This is a genomic window from Clostridiales bacterium (genome assembly GCA_017961515.1).
Taxonomy (GTDB): Bacteria; Bacillota; Clostridia; order Acetivibrionales; family RGIG10202; genus RGIG10202.
The window spans coordinates 1-1,634 of sequence record JAGCXC010000003.1; the positions used below are offsets into that span (position 1 = coordinate 1).

Genomic DNA, 1,634 nt, shown 5'->3' on the forward strand with positions numbered 1-1,634 from the left:
ATTTTTCATTTGGTTTATTTGCTTTAAAATCTCTTTTTAATAGATTATCTGCTATTTTACCTATTGTTCCTTGATATGAATTATAACTTCTTTTGGGTCTTTGAATACTCTTTAAGCCCATAATTCTCATTAATTTTGCAACTGTTTTATGATTGATTATATATCCTCTATTCCTCATTTCTAATGTTATTCTACGATAACCATAACGACCTTTATTTTCTTGGAATATTAATAATATTTCATCTTTTTCCATTTTATATTTATCTTCTTTCTTTGATTTTTTTAAATGATAATAGAATGTACTTTTTGGCATTTCTGCTAATTTCAATAATTCTCTCAAGCTATATTTCTGCCTTAATTCATTGACAACAATTACTTTTTCTTGCCCTCTCGCTTGATTCTCTCCTGAACTAAGGCATTTAATTTTTTTAAGTATTCGTTCTCCATTCTAAGATGCTGAACTTCTGCTATCAAATCTTTTTCTATTTCCTTATCTAGTTTTTTATTTTTTGGTTTAGAATTCATGTTTTTACTTCTACCACGTCTCTCTTCATAGAGAGCTTGTGGACCTTCCTCATAATATATGCGTTCCCATTTTGATACAACGCTTCCCGACCCCAAGTTAAAATGTATGGCTGCTTCTGTTGCCGATAAATGATTACTTTGCATATATTCTACCACATTTTGTTTAAACTCTCCTCTATATGAAGATTTTTGTTTTTTTACTAATCCCTCTATTCCATGTTCCTGATATTTTCGTATCCACATTTTTATCCCGGATTTTTTTGGAATACTGAAATATTTCTCTGCTTCCGGTCGACTATGATTCTCTTCTAAACAATACTTTACTACTTTTAATTTAAATTCTTCTGTATATTTGCTCATTAAAAATGAACCCTCCTTGTTGTTTTACTTTTTTGTCTAACTTTTGGGGTCCACTTCAAAACTACAGTAACTATTCAAAAATGTTCTACTGAGAACAAAAGCTATACAGAAAATTGGGCACCAATAAATTATGTTATAGCTTATAACTTAGACGGTGGAGCTTTAGAAACTGCAAATCCAACCCAGTACAATATAGAAACAAATACCATTACACTAACCAATCCAACTAAAGTAGGGTATGATTTTACTGGATGGACTGGTTCAAATGGAACAAGTCCTCAAACTACTGTAACTATTCAAAAAGGTTCTACTGGAGATAAAAACTATATCGCTAATTGGAATGATGCTAAAATTGTTGCTGTAGGTAAATGTGGCGGTGATGTCAATTGGAAACTAGATTTCGGAGGTACTTTAAGTATTTCGGGTTCAGGGGCTGTGGATAATTGTTCCGATGAATTGTCAATGTGGTCTAATTACAAAAATCAAATAACATCAGTAATAATAGGAGATGAAATTACTTCTATTTTGGCAAACGCGTTTTCTGGTTGTAAAGCATTAACTTCCGTAACGATCCCAGACAATGTTACATGCATTGGCGATGGTGCATTTGAAGATTGTAGCGCATTAACCTCAATAACAATCCCCAATTCGGTTACTTTTATTGGAAACAGAGTATTTAGTGGATGTAGCAGTTTAAGTTCTGTAGCTCTAGGAGATAACATCGTGTCAATTGGAGATTCGGCATTTTC

Annotated in this window: 3 protein-coding genes and 1 pseudogene; 2 read left to right on the forward strand and 2 right to left on the reverse strand. The window is 32.2% G+C overall.

The annotated features are described in order from the left end of the window. Together J6Y29_00035 and J6Y29_00040 are read right to left on the reverse strand one after the other, a co-directional pair. Window positions 1–340 (reverse strand): transposase (locus tag J6Y29_00035; protein MBP5426283.1); only part of this gene is annotated, 340 nt, incomplete at its 3' end. Between the two features lie 32 nt (window positions 341–372). Next, window positions 373–885: a transposase gene (locus J6Y29_00040; GenBank protein ID MBP5426284.1), complete on the reverse strand. Its 513-nt coding sequence runs from the start codon at window positions 883–885 to the stop codon at window positions 373–375. Between the two features lie 72 nt (window positions 886–957). Between J6Y29_00040 and J6Y29_00045 the strand changes: the two are divergent. Then, window positions 958–1,227: pseudogene (locus tag J6Y29_00045) on the forward strand (InlB B-repeat-containing protein). A 93-nt stretch (window positions 1,228–1,320) separates the two neighbouring features. Continuing rightward, window positions 1,321–1,634 (forward strand): leucine-rich repeat domain-containing protein (locus J6Y29_00050; protein MBP5426285.1); only part of this gene is annotated, 314 nt, incomplete at its 3' end.